Origin of the sequence: Streptomyces johnsoniae, from assembly GCF_031845565.1 — a bacterium.
In the GTDB taxonomy this organism is placed as follows: domain Bacteria; phylum Actinomycetota; class Actinomycetes; order Streptomycetales; family Streptomycetaceae; genus Streptomyces; species Streptomyces johnsoniae.
The window spans coordinates 234073-252608 of sequence record NZ_JAVREV010000011.1; the positions used below are offsets into that span (position 1 = coordinate 234073).

Consider the following 18536-nt stretch of genomic DNA (forward strand, 5'->3'; position numbering starts at 1 on the left):
ATGGACGGCAAACGGTGGCAAACGGGCTTCGCCCTTTTCGGCGAGGTCGTCATCACCGGCCTGGTCGTGGCCCTGCTCACCGTGCCGGTCGTCACCGCGCTGCCCGCGCTGGCGGCCGGCGCCGCCCATCTGCGCCGGTACCTCACCGGCGACAGCGTCCGGGTGGCCGACCTGCTGCGGGACTTCGCGGCGGCCTGCCGCACCCTGTGGCCGGCCGCGCTCGGCTGGACCGCGGCGCTGCTGCTCCTGCTGTGGAACCTGTCGCTCGCCCAGGCCGACGTGATCCCCGGCTCGGCCGGGATGCTCGCGGTCACCGTGCTGCTGCTCGCGGCCTGGGGGTCGCTGCTGCTGCGCGCCGCGGCGGCCTGGCGGCCTGGCCGCGCGGCGGCGCCGACCGTGCGCGCGGCCGTCGCGCGGGCGCGGGAGGACGTGGCCGGCTCGGTGCTGCTGGCGTTCGCCTGCGGGATGTGCCTGGTGTTCGTGTGGATGCTGCTGCCGCTCTACCTCGTGGCGGGCGGGCTGCTGGCGCTGGCCGCGATCGCCGTCGAGCACCGCGCCGCGGCCCGCGCCGAGCCCGAGTACGGCACCGCGGAGCCCGGCGGCCCGGGCGCCTGAGCACCCGCCCGGGCCCTGTCCGGTCCTCCCTGGGCGCCGCGTAGGTGCCGCGGAGGCGCCGGCACGGGGACGGCGGCGCCACCGCCCGATGGGTGGGAGCCCTCAGGCCAGGTCCGGGACTCTTGCGAGTTTGTCCGGGTTGCGCACGATGTCGATCGCGGTGATCAGCCCGGCGTCCACCGTGAACGCCATGACCGACCGCTCGCCGTCGCTGCTCCGGAACACCAGCCCGGGAGCGCCGTTGACCTGGGTGAGCACGATGTCCAGCGGGCCACCCTCGCGGGCTCTGGCGAGCATCATGGGGGCCACCCGCGCCACGCCGCGTTCCACGTGCTGAAGCGTGACGGCCTTGCCCCCGCCGTCGCCGCGCAGCACGATGTCGCGGTCGAGCAGCGCGATGAGCCCCGGCAGGTCGCCGCCCTGGCAAGCGGCCAGGAACGCGTCGACCAGCTCCCGCTGTTGGGCTTCCGTCACCGGCCTCCGCGGGCGCCCGTCCTCGACCTGCCGGCGCGCCCGCGAGGCGAGCTGGCGCACGGCCGCCGGTGAGCGGCCGACGATCCCGGCGATCTCGCGGAAGGGAACGCCGAAGACGTCGTGCAGCACGAACGCGGTGCGTTCGGCGGAGGAAAGCCGCTCCAGGACGACGAGTAGCGCCATGCTCACCGACTCGTCCAGCGTGACGCGGTCGGCCGGGTCACCCGAGCGGTCCTCGACCAGCGGCTCGGGCAGCCACGTGCCGACGTACTGCTCCCGGCGCGCACGCGCGCTGTTCAGGGCGTCGAGCGCCAACCTGCTGACGGTGGTCGTCAGCCAGGCGGCGAGATCGCGGACAACCGCCGGATCGGGTAGCCCGCGCAGCCGCAGCCACGCCTCCTGAACGCAGTCCTCGGCCTCGGCCAGCGAGCCCGTCATCGTGTACGCCACGCGCAGCAACCGCGGCCGGTTGGCCTCGAAGGAGCGCGCCAGCCGTTCCTCGGTCTCCCGTGCATCCGACTCTGTCATTCCCATGCCCTGTTGACGACACAGCCGGTCCCGATGTGACACGTCTCCCGGCCGGCTGGTGTGCGTGTCACACCTCGGAGGGCTGCGTCGTCAACAGGCTGCGGAAGCCCGGACCATCCGGAACACGCACGCCAACCGAGGAGAAGCCATGTCAGCAGACCAGCTGTCCCGCAACAAAGCGACGTTCAACCGCCTGCAAGAAGCCTTCGGCGGCGGCGATACGGAGCTGATGTCGAGAACGATCGACGAGGTCTTCCGGCCGGACGCGCTGATCCACATGCCGCTGCCGGTCGAATCGACGGGGGCGCAGGCGATCACAAAGGTGTTCACCACGCTCCACCGGGCTTTTCCCGACCTTCATATCGCGGTCGAGGACCTGATCGCCGAGGGGGACAAAGTCGTCTGCCGGAACACGGTGACCGGAACCCACCGGGGCGAGTTCATGGGCGTCCCGCCCACCGGCACCTCCATCACGTACCGGGAGATCTTCATCGGCCGCTTCACGGACGGCCGCGTAGCGGAGACGTGGGGGGTCGTCGACCTCTTGTCGCTGATGCGGCAGCTCGGCGTGGCCCCCGGGGGCTTTTCACCGAAATCACCTGGGGAGTGACTCACCTGTGAACGTGCTCCTGTGGATCGTGCAGGCGGTCCTGGCGGCCATGTTCGCCATGTCCGGCCTGGCCAAGACCGTCCAGCCGAAGGACAAGCAGGCCGCCAAGTATCCGTGGATAGAGGATGTCTCCCTGTCGACAGTGCGGTTCATCGGTGGCACGGAGCTGCTCGGCGCGATCGGGCTGATCGTGCCGGCCGCCACCGGTATCGCGTCCGTCCTGGCACCGGTCGCCGCCACCGGGCTCGCGGCCCTGATGCTCTTTGCGGCGGCCGTGCACATCCGCCGCGAAGAGCCGTCCGGAGTGGTGGTCACCGCTGTCCTGTTCGCGCTCGCCGCGCTCGTCGCGTGGGGCCGGTTCGGACCCTACGGCTGGTGACCGCGGCCCGCGGCGGCGCGGAAATACGGCTCAATGCGCCATGAGGATGCGCTGCAATTCTCTCGCCGCCCGGGGCGGGGAGACGTCGCCGCGGTGGGCGACCGAGATCGTGCGGTGCAGTCCGGGCGGGGCGAACGGGGTGGCGCGCAGGCCGGCCCGTTCGGCGACCATGCTCGGGACGACGGCGAGGCCGAGGCCCGCCCGGACGAAGCCGAGCACCGCGTCCATCTCGCCGCCCTCGACGCTGAACGTCGGCTCGAAGCCGGCGCCATGGCAGGCCGCGAGGGTCAGCTCCCGCAGGTCGTAGCCGTGCCGGAACATCACCAGCGGCTCGCCCCGCAGGTCCTCGATGCCGATGCGGTCCCCCGGCACGGGCGGCGGCAGCATGGGCGAGGAGATCACCACCAGCTCCTCCCGCAGCAGCTCCTCGGTGGCCAGCACCGGGGCCTGCCCCGGCAGGGGCGTGATGATCAGCGCCAGGTCCAGCTCGCCGGCCGCGAGGATGCGCACCAGGTCCTGCGAGCCGTCCTCGTGGACGAACAGCTCGACGCCCGGGTAGCTGTCGCGGAACGTCCGCAGCACTCCGGGCACCAGGCTGGCGCACAGGCTCGGCGTCGCGCCGAGTCTGACCCGGCCGCGCCGCAGCTGCGCGACCTCCTGCACCTCGCGGCGGGCGGTGTCGGTGTCGGCCAGGATGCGGCGGGCCAGGGGCAGCAGGGCGGCACCGGCGTCGGTGAGCGAGATGTGGCCGCGGGCCCGGTGGAACAGCTCGGCGCCCAGCTCCCGTTCCAGGGCGCGGATCTGCTGCGAGAGCGACGGCTGGGCGACGTGCTCGCGGCGGGCCGCGCGCGTGAAGTGCCGGGTCTCGGCGACGGCCGCGAAGTAGCGGAGCTGCTGCAATTGCATGTCGATAGTCTACGGCTATCGGAATCAGCCGTTCTATGTCTTGGACTGATTCCCCTGCCGCGACCTACGGTCGGATCATGGCTCTGGCGACGCGCCCGGAACAGCGCGACAAGCAACAGCGCGGAAAGCAGCGCCCGACCCGGCCCGTGTCCACGGCCGGACGGCTCTGGCGATCCACGATCGGCAAGAAGACGGTCATGGCCGTCAGCGGCGCCGTCATGCTGCTCTACCTGATCGCGCACATGGTCGGGAACCTGAAGGTCTTCTTCGGCCCCGACGACATGAACAGCTACGCGCACTGGCTGCGGACCATCGGCGAGCCGGTGCTGCACCACGAGTGGTTCCTGTGGATCATGCGCGTCGCGCTGCTCGCCGCCGTGATCGCGCACGGCGTCGCCGCCTACCAGCTGAGCCGCCTCGACATCGCCGCGCGCCCCGTGAAGTACGCGCACCAGCGCCGCCGCACGAGCTACGCCACCCGCACCATGCGCTGGGGCGGGATCATCCTCGCGCTGTTCATTGTCTGGCACATCCTGGACCTCACCACCGGCACGGTGAATCCGAACGGCGAGCACGGCCGCCCGTACGAGAACATCGTGGCGACGTTCGACACCTGGTACGGCAACGTCATCTACTTCGTGGCGATGATCGCCGTCGGCCTGCACATCCGGCACGGCTTCTACGGTGCCGCGCAGACCCTGGGCGTCGGCAGCCCGACCCGCGACCGCGCGCTGAAGGCCACCGCCAACGGCCTCGCCCTGATCCTGACCATCGGCTTCCTCTCCGTACCCATCGGCGTGATGACGGGAGTAGTGGAATGACCACGCCCCACGGCAGCTACCTCGACTACCGCACCGGCGAGCCCGTCGTCGACACCAAGGCGCCCGACGGCCCCGTCGCCGAGCGCTGGAACCGGCGCCGCTTCGAGGCCAAGCTCGTCAACCCGGCGAACCGCCGCAAGCAGACCGTCATCGTCGTCGGCACCGGGCTCGCGGGCGGCGCGGCCGGCGCGACGCTCGCGGAGCAGGGCTACCGCGTCGTCCAGTTCTGCTACCAGGACTCCCCGCGGCGCGCCCACTCCATCGCCGCCCAGGGCGGCATCAACGCCGCGAAGAACTACCGCAACGACGGCGACTCGGTGCGCCGCCTCTTCTACGACACGGTCAAGGGCGGCGACTTCCGCGCCAGGGAGTCCAACGTCCACCGCCTCGCCGAGGTGTCCGTGGAGATCATCGACCAGTGCGTCGCCCAGGGCGTTCCGTTCGCCCGCGAGTACGGCGGCCTGCTCGACACCCGCTCGTTCGGCGGCGTCCAGGTCTCCCGCACCTTCTACGCCCGCGGCCAGACCGGGCAGCAGCTGCTGCTCGGCGCCTACCAGGCGCTCTCCCGGCAGATCGCCGCGGGCAACGTCGAGATGCACCCGCGCACCGAAATGCTGGACCTGATCGTCGTCGACGGCCGGGCCCGCGGCATCGTCGCCCGCGACCTGATCACCGGCCGCGTCGACACCCACCTCGCCGACGCGGTCGTGCTGGCCACCGGCGGCTACGGCAACGTCTTCTTCCTCTCCACCAACGCGAAGAACTCCAACGCCACCGCCATCTGGCGCGCCCACCGGCGCGGCGCGTACTTCGCCAACCCGTGCTTCACCCAGATCCACCCCACCTGCATCCCGCGCTCCGGCGACCACCAGTCCAAGCTGACGCTGATGAGCGAATCGCTGCGCAACGACGGCCGCATCTGGGTGCCCAAGGAGCGCGGCGACACCCGGGCGCCGGGCGACATCCCCGAGGACGAGCGGGACTACTACCTGGAGCGGGCCTACCCCTCGTTCGGCAACCTGGTGCCGCGTGACATCGCCTCCCGGGCCGCCAAGACCGTCTGCGACGAGGGCCGCGGCGTCGGCCCCGGCGGCCAGGGCGTGTACCTGGACTTCGCCGACGCGATCGCCCGCATGGGCCGCCCGGCGGTGGAGGCCAAGTACGGGAACCTCTTCGAGATGTACGAACGCATCACCGCCGAGGACCCGTACCAGGTGCCGATGCGTATCTACCCGGCCATCCACTACACGATGGGCGGCCTGTGGGTGGACTACGACCTCCAGACGACGATTCCCGGCCTGTTCGCGATCGGCGAGGCCAACTTCTCCGACCACGGGGCGAACCGGCTGGGCGCCTCCGCCCTGATGCAGGGCCTGGCCGACGGGTACTTCATCCTCCCGTCCACCCTCGCCGACTTCCTCGCCCGCCACCCCCACGACGAGGTGCCGGCCGACCACCCGGCGGTCACCGAGGCCGTGTTCGGCGTGACCGACCGCCTCTACCAGCTGCTGTCCAACAACGGCGACCGCACGCCCGACTCGTTCCACCGCGAGCTGGGCGAGCTGCTGTGGGACGAGTGCGGCATGTCCCGCAGCGACTCCGGGCTGCGCAAGGCGCTGGACCGCCTCCCCGCCCTGCGCGAGGAGTTCTGGCGGCGGATCAAGGTCCCCGGCAGCGGCACCGAGCTGAACCAGTCGCTGGAGAAGGCCAACCGCGTCGCCGACTACCTGGAGCTGGCCGAGCTGATGTGCCTGGACGCGCTGCACCGCGCCGAGTCCTGCGGCGGCCACTTCCGCGAGGAGAGCCAGACCCCGGACGGCGAGGCCGAGCGGCACGACGAGGAGTACACCTACGCCGCGGCCTGGGAGTTCACCGGCAGCGGCGCGGCGCCCGTGCTGCACAAGGAGCACCTCGTCTTCCACGACGTCCACCCCACCCAGCGGAGCTACGCGTGAACCTCACCCTGCGCATCTGGCGGCAGACGGGCCCCGACACCGAGGGCGCCATGACCACCTACGAGGTCACCGACGTCTCCCCCGACATGTCGTTCCTCGAAATGCTCGACACCCTGAACGAGGACCTGATCCTGCGCGGCGAGGAGCCCGTCGCGTTCGACCACGACTGCCGCGAGGGCATCTGCGGCGCCTGCGGCATGGTCATCAACGGCAACGCCCACGGGCCCGAGCGCACCACGACCTGCCAGCTGCACATGCGGCAGTTCGAGGACGGCGACGTCATCGACATCGAGCCCTGGCGGGCCGCCGCGTTCCCCGTGGTCAAGGACCTCGTCGTGGACCGCTCGGCGTTCGACCGCATCATCGGCTCCGGCGGCTACGTCACCGCCCCGACCGGCAGCGCGCCCGAGGCGCACGCCACCCCGGTGCCCAAGGCGGCGGCGGACACCGCGTTCGAGCACGCCGAGTGCATCGGCTGCGGCGCCTGCGTGGCCGCCTGCCCCAACGGGTCGGCCATGCTCTTCACCTCGGCCAAGGTCGTGCACCTCAACACGCTTCCGCAGGGCGGTCCCGAGCGCGAGAGCCGCGTGCTCGACATGGTCGACACCATGGACGACGAGGGCTTCGGCGGCTGCACCAACACGGGCATGTGCACCACGGTGTGCCCCAAGGGCATCCCGATGTCGTCCATCACCACCATGAACCGCGAATACCTGCGCGCCCTCCGCAAGGGCGTCTGACCCCACGGCCCGGGGGCGGTCCTCTTATACGGCGGCGGGATGGGAGAGCGGCCCTCCCGCCGGAGGGCCGCCCCCTTTCCGTGCCCAGGACCGGATCAGCCGGGCGTGCGGCTCACAGGCCGATGGTGCCGGTGCCCGCTCCCGCCGTCACCAGCGCCTTGACGTCCGCGGCCGGGTCGGGCGTGTAGGAGTAGAACGCGCCGGGGTCGCGGACCTCGCCGCCGACGACGGGCTCGCCCGTCTCCCCCTCGAAGTGGTTGTTCCGCTCCACGATGTTGCCGCTGGGGCCCGAGTAGTCGGTCGTCATGGGCTCCTCGACGTCCTCGAAGAAGTTGTTCTCGATCCAGCAGCCGGAGTCGGCCTGGCAGGCCGGTCCTGTGTCGCTGTTGTCGAAGAAGTAGTTGTTGAAGACGTGAACCGGGTTGCCGAACCGCACCCGGGGATTGCGCTGCGGGGTCTGGTCGTACCAGTTGTGGTGGTACGTGACGTTCAGGTGGCCCACGTCCTGGGCCTCGTTGTCGTCGTCGTGCCCGAGCAGCATGTTCTTGGCGTGGTCGTGCGTGTGGTTCCACGAGACGGTGATGTAGCTGGAACCGCGCTTGATGTCGATGAGGCCGTCGTAGCCCTCGGCCAGATCGTTGTGGTCGATCCAGACGTGGTGCGAGAACATCTGGACGTTGATCGAGTCGTCGCTCGCGTCCCGGAAGTTCAGGTTGCGGATGATCACGTTGTGCACGGCGTCCGGCGGCGGCGCGGTGACGGACTCGTCGACCGGCAGGCCGACGTTCAGCCCGCCGCCGCTGATACCGGAGTCGGCGCCGACGCCCACGATCGTGGTGTCGGAGCTGACGTCGTACATGCCGGCGGGCAGCGTGATCATGCCCTCCACGACGACGGTCCGCGGCCCGTCGGCCGCGATCGCCTCGATGAACGAGGCCGCGTCCGAGACCGGGATCTGCGGCCCGCCGGCGCCGCCCGTGGTGCCGTCCTGCCCGAGCGCGGACATGCTCGCGAACCCGGTCGGCGTCTCGGCGAGCACGGACGGCGGAACGGTGTGGGCGGCGGCCGGCGCCGACTGGGTCACGGCGAGACCGGTGCCGAGCACGGTGACGGCGGCGGCCGAGACGGCGGCCGCCTTGGTGCGGAGCTTCATGGCTCCTCCAGGAAGGGGATGTGGGGGAAGTGGGGGGAGGTGCCGTCAGGCGACGCGGCCGACACCGGCGCCCGCGGGCACGATCTCGGGCAGGCGCTGCGGATCGTCCAGGGTGTAGGTGTAGTAGGTGCTGGGCTCCACGACCGTGCCCAGCGTCTCGGGCGTGCCCGAGCCGACGTACACGTTGTCCCGCTCGACCACCCGGCCAGGACCGCTCTCGTCGTAGCCGGAGTAGATGGGGTGCGGCACGTTCTCGAAGTAGTTGCCCTCCACCAGCACACCGGCGTCCTCGGTCGAGGCGACGCCGTACAGGGCGTTGTCGCGGTAGTAGTTGTTGAACACGTGCACGGGCTCGGCGAAGCGGACGCGCGGGTGCCGCTGCTCTGTTCCGTCGAAGAAGTTGTGGTGGAACGTGACCCGCAGCTTGCCCGTGTCCTGGCCGCCGTTGGCGTCGGAGTGGCCGATCAGCATCGTCTTGCTGTGCGTGTGGAAGTGGTTCCACGACACGGTGATGTAGTCCGCGCCCCGCACGATGTCGATGAGGCCGTCGGCCCCGGCCGTGAACGCGCAGTGGTCGATCCAGATGTGGTGCGAGTCCTGCTGGATGCTGACGGAGTCGTCCTCCCCGCCGGTGAAGCGCAGATTGCGGATGATCACGTTCTGCCTGCGGTACATGTCGAGGCCGCCGCCGGTGATCTCGGCGTCCGGACCGAGACCGACGATCGTCTTGTCGGAGCGCACGCCCTGCTTGCTGGTGATCGCGATGGTGCCCTGCACCTGGATGACGTACGGCTCGTTGCGGTCGCAGTAGTCGAGGAACGTGTCCGCGTCCGACACGGTGACCACCTCGCCGGCGATACCGCCGGTCGTGCCGTCGAGCCCCAGCGCGTTCACCCCGGCGAAGCCGTCCGCGGTGGCGGCGGCGCCGGGCGCCGAACGGGGAGCGGCACGCGGCGCCGAATGGGCCTGGCCCGCGAGGGCCAGCGCGGCGGCCGTGCCGGCCGTGCCGGCGAGGAGGCCGCGGCGGGTGAGGGAGACGTCGCGCGTCATGCCGCACCCCCCTCGATCCGCCCGGCACCGGCACCGGCCGGGACCACCTCGGGAACGTCGGCCGCCGGGTCCAGCGCGTAGTCGTAGGAGTCGCCCGGCTCCACGACCGAACCGCGGGTCTCGATCTCGTGGTTGCAGTCGACGAGGATGTTGTCGCGCTCCACCATGCGCCCCAGATCGCCGCTGAAGTCGACGCGGCCGGGGTTGTTGACGCTGTAGAAGTAGTTGCCCTCCAGCACCACACCCGCGTCCATGGCCGAGACCACGCCGTAACTGTTGTCGTAGTAGTAGTTGTTGTAGACGTGGACCGTCTCGGCGAACCGGACGCGCGGGTTGCGCTGGTCCGAGGTGTCGAAGAAGTTGTGGTGGTACGTCACGCGCAGGCGGCCGGCGTCCTGGGCGGCGTTGTCGTCGTCGTGCCCGACGAGCAGCGTCTTGTCGTGGTCGTAGAAGTGGTTCCACGAGACGGTGACGTAGTCGGAGCCCCGCTTGATGTCGACGGCGCCGTCGTCGCCGTCCGAGAAGTCGTTGTGGTCGATCCAGATGTGGTGGGAGAACATCTGGACGTTGATCAGGTCGTCCGTCGCGCCGGATATCGACAGATTCCGGATGATGATGTTGTGCACCGCGTCCGGCGGCGGCGCGGTGACGGATTCGTCGACCGGCAGGCCGATGTTCAGCCCGCCGCCGGTGAGGGCCGCGTCGGCGCCGAGCCCGACGATGGTCTTGTCGGACGCCACGTCGTGCATGCCGTCGCTGTCCCCGGTCGGCAGCGGAATGGTGCCGCTCACCTGCACCACGAGCGGCTCTGGCCGCGCGATGTAGTCGAGGAACTGCTCGGTCGTCGAGGCGGTGACCACCTCGCCGCCCGCTCCCCCGGTGGTGCCGTCCTGCCCGAGCGCGGACACGCTCGCGAAGCCGTCCGCGACCGCCGCGGGCGCGACCGCCTCGGGGGCGACGGGCGCGGCACCGGCCGTACCCGGCAGCACGGCGGCGGACACGGCCGCCACTGCTGCCACGGCCAGGCACGCCCCCAGCGGACCTTGCCTCTTCCTCGATAACGTTCTTGATGGCTGCACGGTGCTTACCCCTTCCTCGCCGTCCCTCGACGCGCACGCCGAAGGTGCGGCTCGTGGCTGGTGAAGGTCCCGGCGGGCGTGCCCGCCGGTGCCGTGGAAATCGCTTGCCCGGGGGGTCGTCCCACCCCCGGGCAAGCGTCTCACCCGGAAAGTAAGCGCTTACTGCATACATGTCAAGAGCCGCGCCCGGCTCTCTCGATCGAGACGGGGAACAAGGAAAGAACGACGCAGCAAGCGGTTGTCGACCCGCGGTGTGCCCGGCGGCGGGCCGGTCGTGCGCTCCGTGTCAGGCGGGGTCGGGCAGCGGGTGGCGGACCGGGTGCCCGGCGGTCCGCAGGGCCGTCTTGACCTCGCCGATGCGCAGATCGCCGAAGTGGAAGACCGATGCGGCGAGCACCGCGTCGGCGCCCGCGGCGACGGCCGGGGCGAAGTGTTCCCCGCGGCCCGCGCCGCCCGAGGCGATGACGGGGATCGACACCTGGGCGCGGACCGCCGCGATCATCTCCGTGTCGTACCCGTCCTTCGTGCCGTCCGCGTCCATCGAGTTGAGCAGTATCTCCCCCGCCCCGAGCCCGGCCGCCCGGTGCGCCCACTCCACCGCGTCCAGGCCCGTTCCGCGCCGGCCGCCGTGCGTGGTCACCTCGAAACCGGACGGGGTCGTGGTGCCCTCGGGGCAGCGCCTGGCGTCCACCGACAGCACCAGCACCTGGCGGCCGAACCGTTCCGCGATCTCCCGGATCAGCTCGGGCCGCGCGATGGCCGCCGTGTTCACGCCCACCTTGTCCGCGCCGGCCCGCAGCAGCCGGTCGACGTCGTCCGCGGTGCGGACGCCGCCGCCGACGGTCAGCGGAATGAAGACCTGCTCCGCCGTCCTGCGCACCACGTCGTACGTCGTCTCCCGGTTGCCCGAGGAGGCGGTGATGTCGAGGAACGTCAACTCGTCCGCGCCCTCGGCGTCATAGACCTGCGCCATCTCCACCGGGTCGCCGGCGTCCCGCAGGTTCTGGAAGTTGACCCCCTTGACCACCCGGCCGTTGTCCACGTCCAGGCAGGGGATCACTCGTACGGCCAGGGTCACGTCGCCGCTCCTCGATACGCTTCAAGCTCCACTTCCACCAGCACCCGCGAATCGGCGAAACCGGACACCACCACGACCGTGACGACCGGCCCGACCGCGCCGAGCAGCTCCCGGTGGGCACGCCCCACGTCCTCCGCGTCCCGGGCGTGACTGATGTACAGGCGGGTGCGGACCACGGATTCCGCGCCGATCCCGAACGGTCCGAGCGCCGCGATCGCCTCGCCGAGCGCCGATCTGGCCTGCTCGTACGGGTCACCGACGGCGGCCGCCCCGTCCGCCTCCGGGATCGTGCCCGCCACCAGCACCAGGTCACCCGCCGCCACCGCGCGTGCCGAACCGATGGTCTCCTGCCAGGGACTTCCGTTCCGCACCCGCTCCACACTCATGCCGCCACGGCCTCCAACGCCTCTTCCAGGGTGAACGCCCTGGCGTAGAGCGCCTTTCCGACAATCGCACCCTCGACGCCCTCGGGTACCAGAGTGGCAAGGGCCCGCAGATCGTCAAGGGTGGCCACGCCCCCCGAGGCGACGACCGGGCGGTCCGTCGCGGCGCACACGTCCCGCAGCAGCTGGAGGTTCGGGCCCTTCAGCGTGCCGTCCTTGTTGATGTCGGTGACGACGTACCGCGCGCAGCCCTCGCGGTTCAGCCGCTCCAGCGTCTCGTACAGGTCGCCGCCGTCCCGCGTCCAGCCGCGCCCGCGCAGCGTGGTGCCGCGTACATCGAGGCCCACGGCGATGCGGTCGCCGTGCTCCGCGATGACCTTGGCCACCCAGTCGGGCGACTCGAGCGCGGCGGTCCCCAGGTTGACGCGGGTGCAGCCGGTGCCGAGCGCGGCGCGCAGCGAGTCGTCGTCGCGGATGCCGCCCGACAGCTCGACCTTGATGTCCATGGCCCGCACGACCTCCGCGATCCTGGCGCGGTTGTCGCCGGTGCCGAACGCGGCGTCCAGGTCGACCAGATGCAGCCACGGGGCGCCGGCGCGCTGCCAGGCGAGGGCCGCGGCGAGCGGGTCGCCGTAGGAGGTTTCCGTTCCGGACTCGCCGTGCACCAGGCGCACCGCCTGGCCGTCGCGGACGTCGACGGCGGGAAGCAGTTCCAGCATCAAAGAGTCTCGATCCAGTTGGTGATGAGGCGGGCACCGGCGTCGCCCGACTTTTCCGGGTGGAACTGCGTGGCCCACAGCGGGCCGTTCTCCACGGCGGCGACGAACGGCTCGCCGTGGGTCGCCCAGGTGACCCTGGGGACGGACAGCGCCGCGGTGCCGCTGTCGGGCGGCAGCTCCCACTCGTGCACGGCGTAGGAGTGCACGAAGTAGAACCGCTCCTCCGCGGACAGTCCGGCGAACAGCGCGGAGTCGGCCGGGGCGCGGACGGTGTTCCAGCCCATGTGCGGCACGATGGGCGCGCGCAGCGGCCCGACGGTGCCGGGCCATTCGTCCAGGCCCTTGCTCTCCACGTCGTGCTCGATGCCGCGGGCGAAGAGGACCTGCATGCCGACGCAGATTCCGAGCACGGGCCGCCCGCCCGCGAGGCGCCGCTGCACGGCCCAGTCGCCGCGCGCCTCGCGGATGCCGTTCATGCAGGCGGCGAACGCGCCGACGCCCGGTACCAGCAGCCCGTCCGCCCGCAGCGCGGCGTCGAGGTCCCGGGTGATCTCGACCCGCGCCCCGGCCCTGGCGACGGCCCGCTCGGCGGAACGGACGTTGCCGAACCCGTAGTCGAAGACGACGACACTCTTCATGGCTACCACTCCAGCCTCAGCACCCCCGCCAGCAGGCAGAGGCCGCTGGCGACGGCGAGCAGCACGACGACGCCGCGGGGCAGCCCCTGCTTCGCGAACGAGTACACGCCGCCGGCCAGGAAGAGCCCGACGACGATGAGCAGCGTCGAAACCCCGTTCACAATGTCTCTCCGTTCACAGGGCGCCCTTGGTCGAGGGGATGCCCGGCTGCCTGGGGTCGATCTCGCTGGCGTAACGCAGGGCGCGGGCCAGGGCCTTGAACTGGCACTCCACGATGTGGTGCGCATTGCGGCCGTACGGCACGTGAACGTGGAGCGCCACCTGTGCCTGAGCGACGAAGGACTCCAGGATGTGGCGCGTCATCGTGGTGTCGTAGGAGCCGATCATCGGCGCCATGTTGTCCGGCTCGCGGTGCACCAGGTAGGGGCGGCCCGACAGGTCCACGGTCACCTGCGCGAGCGCCTCGTCCAGGGGGACGGAGGCGTCGGCGAAGCGGACGATGCCGCTCTTGTCGCCGAGCGCCTGCCGGAAGGCGGCGCCGAGCGCGAGGGCGGTGTCCTCGATGGTGTGGTGGCTGTCGATGTGCAGGTCGCCCTCGGTCTTGACGCTGAGGTCGAACAGGCCGTGCCGGCCCAGCTGGTCGAGCATGTGGTCGAAGAAGCCGACTCCTGTCGACACATCGACCTGCCCGGTGCCGTCGAGACCGATCTCGACGAGCACCGACGTCTCCTTGGTGGTGCGTGACACGCGGCCCACGCGGGTCATTCGCTGATCTCCTTCGTCACTGCACGTATCGCGTCGAGGAACGCGTCGTTCTCCGCGCGGGTCCCGGTCGAGACCCGCAGCCGGCCGGGCACGCCGTTGTCCCGGACGAGCACGCCGTGGTCGAGCAGCCGCCGCCAGACGGCAGCCGCGTCGGCGAACCGGCCGAACTGCACGAAATTGGCGTCGGACTCCGTGACCTCGCGGCCGATCGCCCGCAGCTCGGTCACCAGCCGGTCCCGTTCGCCCTTGAGCTCCTCGACGTAGCTCAGCAGAGTATCCGTGAACTCCAGGGCGGCGAGCGCCGTGGCCTGCGTGACCGTGGACAGGTGGTAGGGCAGGCGCACCAGCTGCACCGCGTCCACCACGGCCGGGTCGGCCGCCAGGTAGCCGAGGCGCAGCCCGGCCGCGCCGAACGCCTTCGACATGGTGCGGCTGATCACCAGCAGCGGGCGGCCCTCGGTCAGCGGGAGCAGCGAGGGGCGGTGGCTGAACTCGGCGTACGCCTCGTCCACGACGACCAGCGCGCCGCGCGGCCCCGGGGCGGCCCGCTGCGCCGCGTCGTACAGGGCGAGCACGGTCTCCGGGCCGACGGCGGTGCCCGTCGGGTTGTTCGGCGAGCAGATGAACAGCACGTCGGGCCGGTGCTCGTGCACGGCGGCGACGGCCGCGTCCCGGTCGATGCCGAAGTCCTCGGTGCGCGGCCCCGAGATCCACCCGGTGCCGGTGCCGCGGGCGATGAGGGAGTGCATCGAGTACGTGGGGTCGAAGCCGAGCGCGCTGCGCCCGGGGCCGCCGAACGCCTGGAGGAGCTGCTGGAGCACCTCGTTGGACCCGTTCGCGGCCCAGACCCGCTCGGGCCCGAGGGGCAGGCCCGCGGTCCTGGAGAGGTAGGCGGCCAGCTCGGTGCGCAGGAGCACCGCGTCCCGGTCCGGGTAGCGGTTCATGTCGCGGGCCGCGGCGGCCACGCGCTCCGCGATGCGGCGCACCAGATCCTCGGGCGCGGGGTACGGATTCTCGTTGGTGTTGAGCCGCACCGGAACGTCCAGCTGGGGCGCGCCGTAGGGCATCTTGCCCCGCAACTCGTCCCGGACGGGGAGGTCGTCGATACGTGTCACGCGCCCGGCCCGGCCTTCCCGCTCTCGAAGCGCGCCTTGACCGCGGTGCCGTGCGCGGGCAGGTCCTCCGCCTCGGCCAGCGCCACCACGTGGTGGGCGACCTCGGCCAGCGCCTGCCGGTCGTAGTCGACGACGTGGATGCCGCGCAGGAACGACTGGACGGACAGCCCGGAGGAGTGGCAGGCGCAGCCGCCGGTGGGCAGCACGTGGTTGGAGCCCGCGCAGTAGTCGCCCAGCGAGACGGGGGCGTGCGGCCCGACGAACACGGCGCCGGCGTTGCGGACGCGGGCGGCGACGGCCGCGGCGTCCTCGGTGTGGATCTCCAGGTGCTCCGCGGCGTAGGCGTCGCTGACGGCGAGGCCGTGGTCGAGGTCGCGGACGAGGACGATCCCGGACTGCCGGCCGGTCAGCGCCTCGGAGATGCGTTCGTGGTGCTTGGCGGCGGCGACCTGCGGGCCCAGCTCGGCGTCGACCGCGTCGGCCAGCTCCGCGGATGGCGTGATCAGGACGGCGGCGGCCAGCACGTCGTGCTCGGCCTGGCTGATGAGGTCGGCGGCGATCAGCCGGGGGTCGGCGGAGGCGTCGGCGAGCACGGCGATCTCGGTCGGTCCGGCCTCGGCGTCGATGCCGACGATGCCCTTCAGCAGGCGCTTGGCGGCGGTCACGTACACGTTCCCAGGGCCGGTGACCAGCTTCACCGGGGCGCACTCGGCCGTGCCGTGCGCCAACATGGCGACGGCCTGGGCGCCGCCCGCGGCGTGGACCTCGGTGACACCGAGCAGCGCGCAGGCGGCCAGGATCGTGGGGTGCGGCAGGCCCTCGCCCCACTCGTTGCCCGGGGCGCGCTGCGGCGGCGAGGCGACCACGAGCGAGCCGACGCCGGCCTCCTGCGCGGGTACCACGTTCATGACGACGGAGGAGCCGTACGCGGCCTTGCCACCGGGCACGTAGAGGCCGACGCGCTCCACCGGCACCCACCGCTCGGTGACGGTGCCGCCGGGCACGACGCGCACGGCGGTGTCGGTGCGCCGCTGCTCGCGGTGGACGAGGCGGGCGCGCGCGATGGACTCCTCCAGGGCGGCCCTGACGGCCGGGTCCAGCTCGGCGAGGGCGCGCTCCAGGGCTTCCGCGGGAACGCGGGTGCGCTCGATGGTGACCCCGTCGAACCGCTGCGCGTAGTCGATCAGCGCCGCGGTCCCGCGATGGCGTACGTCCTCGCAGATGGGCCGCACCCTCTCCAGGGCGGCCTCGACGTCGAGTTCGGCGCGGGGCAGCAGGTCACGGTCGATCGCCCCCTGGCCGGGGGAACTCCGCAGGTCGATTCGGGTCAGCACCCGTCCAGTCTCGCAGACGCCACACGCGCACCGCTGACGCGTTTCACCATGCGGGCCCTGCCCCGGAGCCCAGCCGATAGGCTGGCCGGTCGTGACGACCACGCGCCTGCCGCTCTTTCCGCTGAACACCGTGCTGTTTCCCGGGCTGGTGCTGCCGTTGAACGTCTTCGAGGCCAGATACCGGGCCATGATGCGGGACCTGCTCGAACTTCCGGGCGAGGGGCCACGTCCGTTCGGTGTCGTCGCCATCAGGGACGGCCACGAGGTGGCGCCGAGCGCGCTCGGCCTGCCGGACGGCTCGGAGCCGCCGGAGGCGGGCGCGGGGGCCGGGTTCGCGCGGGACCCGATGCTGTCGTTCCACGGCGTGGGCTGTATCGCGGACGCCTCGACGATCAGGGCGCGGTCCGCGGCGGGCGGCGCGGACGAGGAGGACGCCGAGGGCTACGAGGTGCTGGCCACCGGGACGACCAGGTTCCGGCTGCTCTCGGTGCACACCGAGGGGCCGTACCTGACGGCGGACGTCGAGCCGCTCCCGGAGGAGGCGGGCGAGGGCGCGGGCGCGCTGGCCTCCGGGGTGCTGCGGGCGTTCCGCGCCTACCAGAAGGTGCTCGCGGGTGCGAACGAGCGGACGCTCGCCCCGGGGCAGGAGCTGCCGGAGGACCCGTCGGTGGTGTCCTATCTGGTGGCGGCGGCGACGATGCTGTACACGTCGGACAAGCAGCGGCTGCTCCAGGCCAAGGACACGGCGACGAGACTCGCGGAGGAGCTGCGTATCCTGCGGCAGGAGACGTCACTGATCGGCAAGCTGCCCTCCGTTCCCGGCGCCGAGTACACCGCCCGTCCGACGAGTCTGAACTGAGCGGAGGGCCGGCAGTGGGCAGGAAGCAGCGCGCCGCGGCGGGCGGCACGCCGGCGACGGTGGCCGCGACGCGGGCGGGCATCCCCTTCCGCGTCCACGCGTACGCGCACGATCCGGCCGCCGCGTCCTACGGCGAGGAGGCGGCCGAGGCATTGGGCAGCGACCCGCGGCGGGTGCTGAAGACCCTGGTGGCCGAGGTGGACGGGGCGCTGACGGTGGCGGTGGTGCCGGTGTCGGCTTCGCTGGGCCTCAAGGCGCTGGCGGCGGCGGTCGGCGGGAAGCGGGCGGCCATGGCCGACCCGGCGACGGCGGAGCGGACCACGGGCTACGTGCGGGGCGGGATCTCGCCGCTCGGGCAGCGCAAGCGGCTGCCGACGGTGGTCGACTCCTCGGCGGCCGGGCACGAGACGGTTTTCGTCTCGGCGGGCCGGCGGGGTCTGGAGATCGAGCTGTCCCCGGCGGATCTGGTGACGCTGACGGGCGCGCGCACGGCGCCGATCGCGAAGGACTGACCGAACGGGGGCCGACCGCGCGTTCCGTTCGGGCAGGCACCGTTCGGCAGGCCGCCGATCCGCGGGCGGCCGGTCGAGCCGCGCCAGATCAGGAAGTGCCTCCCGGCGCGTGGTCCGGCGGCGGCGCGCCGTGTCCGCGCCAATGCGGCAGTTCCGCGGGCTGCTGCTGCGGCTCGCGGGGGCCCCAGGCCGCCATGCACAGCAGGTGGACGCCGACGGCGGCGAACGGCAGGCCCAGCAGCACGCCGCGGGCCCCGATGTCGAGCGGGGCGTCGAACTCGACGTCGGCGCCGACTTCCCTGGCGTGCCCGGCGACGTCCTGCGCCGGGCCGAGCCACACCCCGAGCCGCCAGGCCAGCCACGAGCCGGCCAGGGCGCCCACGGCCAGGCCGATCGCGGTGCCCACGCCGCCGCGGCGACGCGCCACGAAGACCGCGATGCCGACCGGCACGCCGAGCGCGAGGCCGAACAGCAGGAACGTGGCGTCGGCGCCCATGGCCGCCTGCCCCTCCGAATTGGCGAGCAGCACCGCCTGGCCGTCCGAGACGAGCGGAACGCGCGGCGCGCGCCACAGCCACAGCAGGCCGAGCACCAGCCCGCCGAGCACGGCGACCGGCAGGGCGACGAGCAGGCCGTCGCGTATCTCGCGGCCCCAGTCGGGCGCGGTCCCCGCCGCGGCGCGGCCGGGCACGGGCGCCGCGGTCCTGGCCGCCCACGGGTCGTGGCCCTCGCCTCCGGCGGTGTGCTCGGCGGCATTGTCGGCGGCCGGACGGTGATCCGGTGCGGGCTGGGGAACGGTCACCCTGTCATCCTGCCAGGTACG

Annotated in this window: 22 protein-coding genes; 8 read left to right on the forward strand and 14 right to left on the reverse strand. The window is 72.1% G+C overall.

The window, feature by feature from the left end; genetic code table 11:
* A complete protein-coding gene (locus RM779_RS20740; protein ID WP_311619229.1) occupies positions 1 to 615 on the forward strand; it encodes a hypothetical protein in 615 nt (204 codons plus the stop codon).
* A gap of 102 nt (positions 616 to 717) precedes the next feature.
* Here the strand turns inward: RM779_RS20740 and sigJ are convergent, their stop codons facing one another.
* Positions 718 to 1617, reverse strand: a complete 900-nt coding sequence (sigJ, locus tag RM779_RS20745) for an RNA polymerase sigma factor SigJ (RefSeq protein WP_311619230.1) — start codon at positions 1615 to 1617, stop codon at positions 718 to 720.
* 148 nt (positions 1618 to 1765) lie between these two features.
* On the opposite strand from sigJ, the gene RM779_RS20750 reads away from it, so the two are divergent.
* The gene (locus RM779_RS20750) at positions 1766 to 2227 is read left to right on the forward strand and encodes an ester cyclase (RefSeq protein ID WP_311619231.1); all 462 of its coding nucleotides are present in this window, start codon (positions 1766 to 1768) and stop codon (positions 2225 to 2227) included.
* A gap of 7 nt (positions 2228 to 2234) precedes the next feature.
* Complete coding sequence (locus RM779_RS20755; protein ID WP_311619232.1) at positions 2235 to 2606, forward strand: DoxX family protein; 372 nt, start codon at positions 2235 to 2237, stop codon at positions 2604 to 2606.
* A gap of 30 nt (positions 2607 to 2636) precedes the next feature.
* Here RM779_RS20755 and RM779_RS20760 read toward each other — a convergent pair whose 3' ends face one another.
* Positions 2637 to 3512 carry a LysR family transcriptional regulator gene (locus RM779_RS20760; RefSeq protein WP_311619233.1) on the reverse strand — a complete coding sequence of 292 codons (876 nt, stop codon included), beginning with the start codon at positions 3510 to 3512 and terminating at the stop codon, positions 2637 to 2639.
* A gap of 77 nt (positions 3513 to 3589) precedes the next feature.
* Here RM779_RS20760 and RM779_RS20765 point away from each other — a divergent pair, with 77 nt between their 5' ends.
* Genes RM779_RS20765 through RM779_RS20775 form a run of 3 tightly spaced genes read left to right on the forward strand, consistent with a single transcriptional unit; the run spans position 3590 to position 7028 of the window.
* A complete protein-coding gene (locus RM779_RS20765; protein WP_311619234.1) occupies positions 3590 to 4333 on the forward strand; it encodes a succinate dehydrogenase cytochrome b subunit in 744 nt (247 codons plus the stop codon).
* Positions 4330 to 6288, forward strand: coding sequence for a fumarate reductase/succinate dehydrogenase flavoprotein subunit (locus RM779_RS20770; protein ID WP_077062009.1), 1959 nt, complete (start codon positions 4330 to 4332; stop codon positions 6286 to 6288). Before RM779_RS20765 ends, RM779_RS20770 begins: the two co-directional genes overlap by 4 nt.
* Positions 6285 to 7028: a succinate dehydrogenase/fumarate reductase iron-sulfur subunit gene (locus tag RM779_RS20775; RefSeq protein WP_077062008.1), complete on the forward strand. Its 744-nt coding sequence runs from the start codon at positions 6285 to 6287 to the stop codon at positions 7026 to 7028. The genes RM779_RS20770 and RM779_RS20775 overlap by 4 nt, the downstream gene beginning before the upstream one ends.
* A gap of 112 nt (positions 7029 to 7140) precedes the next feature.
* Here the strand turns inward: RM779_RS20775 and RM779_RS20780 are convergent, their stop codons facing one another.
* From RM779_RS20780 to hisD, 11 genes are all read right to left on the reverse strand, one after another.
* Positions 7141 to 8181 (reverse strand): pectate lyase family protein, encoded by a 1041-nt coding sequence (locus RM779_RS20780; RefSeq protein WP_311619235.1) that lies wholly within the window; start codon positions 8179 to 8181, stop codon positions 7141 to 7143.
* A gap of 45 nt (positions 8182 to 8226) precedes the next feature.
* A complete protein-coding gene (locus RM779_RS20785) occupies positions 8227 to 9231 on the reverse strand; it encodes a pectate lyase family protein (RefSeq protein WP_311619236.1) in 1005 nt (334 codons plus the stop codon).
* Positions 9228 to 10250, reverse strand: coding sequence for a pectate lyase family protein (locus tag RM779_RS20790; RefSeq protein ID WP_311619237.1), 1023 nt, complete (start codon positions 10248 to 10250; stop codon positions 9228 to 9230). Before RM779_RS20790 ends, RM779_RS20785 begins: the two co-directional genes overlap by 4 nt.
* Positions 10251 to 10596: 346 nt before the next feature.
* Complete coding sequence (hisF, locus tag RM779_RS20795) at positions 10597 to 11388, reverse strand: imidazole glycerol phosphate synthase subunit HisF (protein ID WP_077062006.1); 792 nt, start codon at positions 11386 to 11388, stop codon at positions 10597 to 10599.
* Entirely contained in the window at positions 11385 to 11774 is a 390-nt protein-coding gene (locus RM779_RS20800; RefSeq protein ID WP_311619238.1) for a Rid family hydrolase, read from the reverse strand. Before RM779_RS20800 ends, hisF begins: the two co-directional genes overlap by 4 nt.
* The gene (gene priA / locus RM779_RS20805) at positions 11771 to 12490 is read right to left on the reverse strand and encodes a bifunctional 1-(5-phosphoribosyl)-5-((5-phosphoribosylamino)methylideneamino)imidazole-4-carboxamide isomerase/phosphoribosylanthranilate isomerase PriA (RefSeq protein WP_311619239.1); all 720 of its coding nucleotides are present in this window, start codon (positions 12488 to 12490) and stop codon (positions 11771 to 11773) included. The genes RM779_RS20800 and priA overlap by 4 nt, the downstream gene beginning before the upstream one ends.
* Positions 12490 to 13128, reverse strand: a complete 639-nt coding sequence (gene hisH / locus RM779_RS20810; RefSeq protein WP_311619240.1) for an imidazole glycerol phosphate synthase subunit HisH — start codon at positions 13126 to 13128, stop codon at positions 12490 to 12492. The genes priA and hisH overlap by 1 nt, the downstream gene beginning before the upstream one ends.
* Positions 13129 to 13130: 2 nt before the next feature.
* Complete coding sequence (locus RM779_RS20815; protein WP_171987811.1) at positions 13131 to 13289, reverse strand: hypothetical protein; 159 nt, start codon at positions 13287 to 13289, stop codon at positions 13131 to 13133.
* A 13-nt stretch (positions 13290 to 13302) separates the two neighbouring features.
* Complete coding sequence (gene hisB, locus RM779_RS20820; protein WP_311619241.1) at positions 13303 to 13893, reverse strand: imidazoleglycerol-phosphate dehydratase HisB; 591 nt, start codon at positions 13891 to 13893, stop codon at positions 13303 to 13305.
* Positions 13890 to 15008: a histidinol-phosphate transaminase gene (locus RM779_RS20825; protein ID WP_311619242.1), complete on the reverse strand. Its 1119-nt coding sequence runs from the start codon at positions 15006 to 15008 to the stop codon at positions 13890 to 13892. The genes hisB and RM779_RS20825 overlap by 4 nt, the downstream gene beginning before the upstream one ends.
* On the reverse strand, positions 15005 to 16342 hold the full coding sequence (gene hisD / locus RM779_RS20830) for a histidinol dehydrogenase (protein ID WP_311619243.1): 1338 nt from the start codon (positions 16340 to 16342) through the stop codon (positions 15005 to 15007). Before hisD ends, RM779_RS20825 begins: the two co-directional genes overlap by 4 nt.
* A 91-nt stretch (positions 16343 to 16433) precedes the next feature.
* Here hisD and RM779_RS20835 point away from each other — a divergent pair, with 91 nt between their 5' ends.
* Together RM779_RS20835 and ybaK are read left to right on the forward strand one after the other, a co-directional pair.
* The gene (locus RM779_RS20835) at positions 16434 to 17201 is read left to right on the forward strand and encodes an LON peptidase substrate-binding domain-containing protein (protein WP_311619244.1); all 768 of its coding nucleotides are present in this window, start codon (positions 16434 to 16436) and stop codon (positions 17199 to 17201) included.
* 14 nt (positions 17202 to 17215) lie between these two features.
* On the forward strand, positions 17216 to 17713 hold the full coding sequence (ybaK, locus tag RM779_RS20840) for a Cys-tRNA(Pro) deacylase (protein ID WP_311619245.1): 498 nt from the start codon (positions 17216 to 17218) through the stop codon (positions 17711 to 17713).
* Between the two features lie 88 nt (positions 17714 to 17801).
* Here ybaK and RM779_RS20845 read toward each other — a convergent pair whose 3' ends face one another.
* Positions 17802 to 18515: an ABC transporter permease gene (locus RM779_RS20845; protein WP_311619246.1), complete on the reverse strand. Its 714-nt coding sequence runs from the start codon at positions 18513 to 18515 to the stop codon at positions 17802 to 17804.
* Positions 18516 to 18536: the final 21 nt, after the last annotated feature.